This window comes from Aquabacterium parvum (assembly GCF_001447195.1).
GTDB classification, from domain to species: Bacteria; Pseudomonadota; Gammaproteobacteria; order Burkholderiales; family Burkholderiaceae_C; genus Aquabacterium; species Aquabacterium parvum.
Genome location: NZ_LFRI01000376.1, coordinates 1 through 3,036 on the forward strand (window position 1 = coordinate 1; position 3,036 = coordinate 3,036).

Sequence of the window (3,036 nt, forward strand, 5' to 3'; positions counted from 1 at the left end):
GCAGCGTCAAATCCACCCCCGCCAAAGCGGCAAAATAACCCCGTTCCTCAACCCCCTCGGGAGCCCTGTTCAGCAGCCAGAAACTGGCTCCATTACGCCGAACATCCTTGGCTCCATTACGGCGATCCGTGACACCGACCCCACCACCGTTTCCAGGGACGAGCCCCGGTAAGCGTTGCCAAAGGTGCCCGCGTCAATGTCACGTACCACCTGTCCAATACCACGACGTATCGAACGGAAGTTCTTCAGTCGCTCTTCCCACAGAAACCATGTGTTGTAGGTACTGTGTGGATCGCTCTTCCAATGGTCGATCAGGACGGTCAGGGTGTCATGCATGTGATCAAACGGAAAGTATTGGGGGCCGCAGATATCCACGGTCAAACCAGTCAAGGACGTGACCAACGGGGCGCAGGGCCGACGATACCGGCCATCCTATTCGTTTTCTCCGCCCTGCCGGGACAGGCCATAGATGGATTGTATTGACCCAGTGAATTCCTGCTCAGGTGTTAACGTTGAAGGAAACGACGATGAGCACCATGATGGAAGACGACATCAAGCGCTGGACAGCCAAACGTAAAACGGCCCTGGTCCTGGACATCATCCAGGGCAAAACGACGATTTCGGAGGCCAGTCGGGCCTTCGATCTCAACCCATCCGAGGTTGAGCAATGGGTCGATGAGGGCAAGCGTGGCATGGAGAACGCGCTACGCACCAAGCCTCTGGAAGTCAAAGAGCAGTACGAGAAGCAACTACGCGAACTACAGGAGGCCTATGGCGAAGCCATGTTGGAGTTGCGTGCACGAAAAAAGCTGGCCTCCATGCTGGGCAACGAGGACGAGAAATGATCCTCGGCCTTCAGCAAAGGCTGGCTGAGGACGGATTCAAGGTCAGCTTGGTCAAGCTATGTAAGTGGTTCGAGATGCCTCGGCGCACGGTGTACTACCGCAGTACCAAGGCTGCACCGAAGGTTCAGGAACACTTCGTCAAGCCCATCAAGGCGATGATCGAGGAGAACCCGTCCTTCGGCTACCGCACAGTGGCGCACTTGCTTGGGTTCAACAAGAACACCGTGCAGCGCATCTTCCAACTCAAGGGCTGGCAGGTGCGCAAACGCCCGGTGGGCTTCAGGCCTCGTATCCAGGCGCTACCTTCCGTGGCCAAAGCGCCAGACGAGCGCTGGGCGACCGATCTGTGCCGCGTGTGGACCGGGCGTGATGGCTGGGCTTCACTGGCCCTGGTGATCGACTGCTACAGCCGAGAGTTGCTGGGGTGGCACCTCAGTCGCAGCGGCCGATCCAAGACAGCAGAGGCCGCGCTGGAGCAGGCGTTGATCGCCCGTTATGGCTGCTTGGGCAAGGTCAAGCATCCGTTCTTGCTGAGGTCGGACAATGGTCTGGTGTTCACCAGCCGCAGCTATACAGCTTTGGTCAAGGGCTATGGTCTGCAGCAGGAGTTCATCACGCCATACAGCCCAGAGCAGAACGGCATGGTCGAGCGCGTGATCAGAACGCTCAAAGACCAATGCGTGCACCGCCACCGATTCGAAACCCTGCAGCATGCCAGCCGCGTGATCGCGGATTGGATCAGCTTTTACAACCACCGGCGCCCACACCAGGCGCTGGGCATGAAGACCCCCGCTGAGGCTTATGCTTTAGCAGCCTGACCTGTGCAGAAACCACTGGGTCAATACAGGATTGCAGAAATGTAATCAAGCCATTTGTTTTTTTCTGCAAAATACACTTTACCTATTATTTTTTGCACACGATGAAATTCAAAATTTCCCATTCGATGCTTGGGATTGCTTACGCATCCCAAGTCTTATCCACCTCCGCATGGGCAGATGCAGGACACAACCACGCAGATCATGATCGAGCCTTTCTCGCATGGGTTGCATCCATCAAGGCATCGGAGGCTGCATCAGGTGCTGAAGCCACTCCGCAAGATGTTTGGCGCGAAGGAGTGGTATTGTCTGTCGATAGACAAAACAAATTGATTCAGATTCAGCAAAAAAACGTACCCACAGCAAAACAAGGTGATGCCGCAAACGAATTTAGTATTGCCGACATTAATCTAGCTTCATCGATCGCTGTTGGATCGCGCGTTAGATTTCAGAGTCATCTACTCAACAAAGAGCAGGTGATTTCCCATTTGGAAGTATTGGGAAAACAACAGTAGCTTCGCCGCGAAGAAACTAGAGACAACACGCTCCCATGCTCCTTACGCAGACATGTAGTCAAGGTAGCTGAGGTTTCCACATATTTTCCTGCATGAAACAAATGTAATGTGAGCGTCATGCTATGGACAGCCGTGCAATCCTATCCTGCAAATACATTGACACATGAAATACAGCCGAGGTGTACAAGTATTCATCCCTCGGCACAGATGCAGCCAACAAATAGGAGATTCAGCATGCGCAAATTCGTCGGATTGCAACGTCGCCAGTGGTTGGCAGGCGCGTTGATTCTCGTCACAGCGGGCGCCTGGGCCAAGCCCATCCGACCGCTCGTCGAAGTGTGGAAAGACCCCCAATGCGGGTGCTGCAAGGACTGGGTAGCCCACATGGAAAAAGCCGGCTTCGATGTCCGGGTGCATGAGACAGGCAACGCTGATGCACGCAAGCGTCTGGGCATACCCGACAAGTGGGGCTCCTGCCACACGGCCAGTGTAGGCGGCTACGTGCTGGAGGGGCATGTCCCTGCACGCGATGTCCAGCGCTTGCTGAAAGAAAAGCCCCTTGCTGTTGGCCTCGCTGTGCCCGGCATGCCAGTGGGATCGCCGGGCATGGACGGCCCCGCCTATGGCAACCGCCGGGATCCCCATGATGTGTTGCTGGTCCAAGCTGATGGCCACAGCACGGTGTACCAGAGCTACCGCTGAGCAACTTGACAGCACCCGTCCTATTGGGGCACTTCTAGAAACCTCTCTCATCCGGAAGGCGCCTGAGACGGCATGATGGAGCGCATGATCACCCCACGCATCAAGCCCTCGGCCTTCTGGCGTCGCCAGCCCGGTGGCGACCTGTTTGTGCAGGACCAG

General features: G+C 55.9%; 4 protein-coding genes and 1 pseudogene. 4 read left to right on the forward strand and 1 reads right to left on the reverse strand.

Translation table 11 applies throughout. The annotated features are described in order from the left end of the window. Positions 1-129 precede the first annotated feature (129 nt). A pseudogene (locus ABG80_RS21550) lies at positions 130-336 on the reverse strand (type II restriction endonuclease); the annotation flags it as partial. A gap of 191 nt (positions 337-527) precedes the next feature. Between ABG80_RS21550 and ABG80_RS14015 the strand changes: the two are divergent. The 4 genes from ABG80_RS14015 to ABG80_RS14025 all read left to right on the forward strand — a co-directional run bounded on the left by ABG80_RS14015 (position 528) and on the right by ABG80_RS14025 (position 2,877). Further along, complete coding sequence (locus ABG80_RS14015; RefSeq protein ID WP_058088267.1) at positions 528-845, forward strand: DUF1153 domain-containing protein; 318 nt, start codon at positions 528-530, stop codon at positions 843-845. After that, positions 842-1,663, forward strand: a complete 822-nt coding sequence (locus ABG80_RS14020) for an IS3 family transposase (protein ID WP_058088265.1) — start codon at positions 842-844, stop codon at positions 1,661-1,663. The genes ABG80_RS14015 and ABG80_RS14020 overlap by 4 nt, the downstream gene beginning before the upstream one ends. Before the next feature lie 101 nt (positions 1,664-1,764). After that, on the forward strand, positions 1,765-2,175 hold the full coding sequence (locus tag ABG80_RS21555) for a copper-binding protein (protein WP_083506112.1): 411 nt from the start codon (positions 1,765-1,767) through the stop codon (positions 2,173-2,175). Between the two features lie 234 nt (positions 2,176-2,409). Next, on the forward strand, positions 2,410-2,877 hold the full coding sequence (locus tag ABG80_RS14025; RefSeq protein WP_058088266.1) for a DUF411 domain-containing protein: 468 nt from the start codon (positions 2,410-2,412) through the stop codon (positions 2,875-2,877). Positions 2,878-3,036 lie beyond the last annotated feature (159 nt).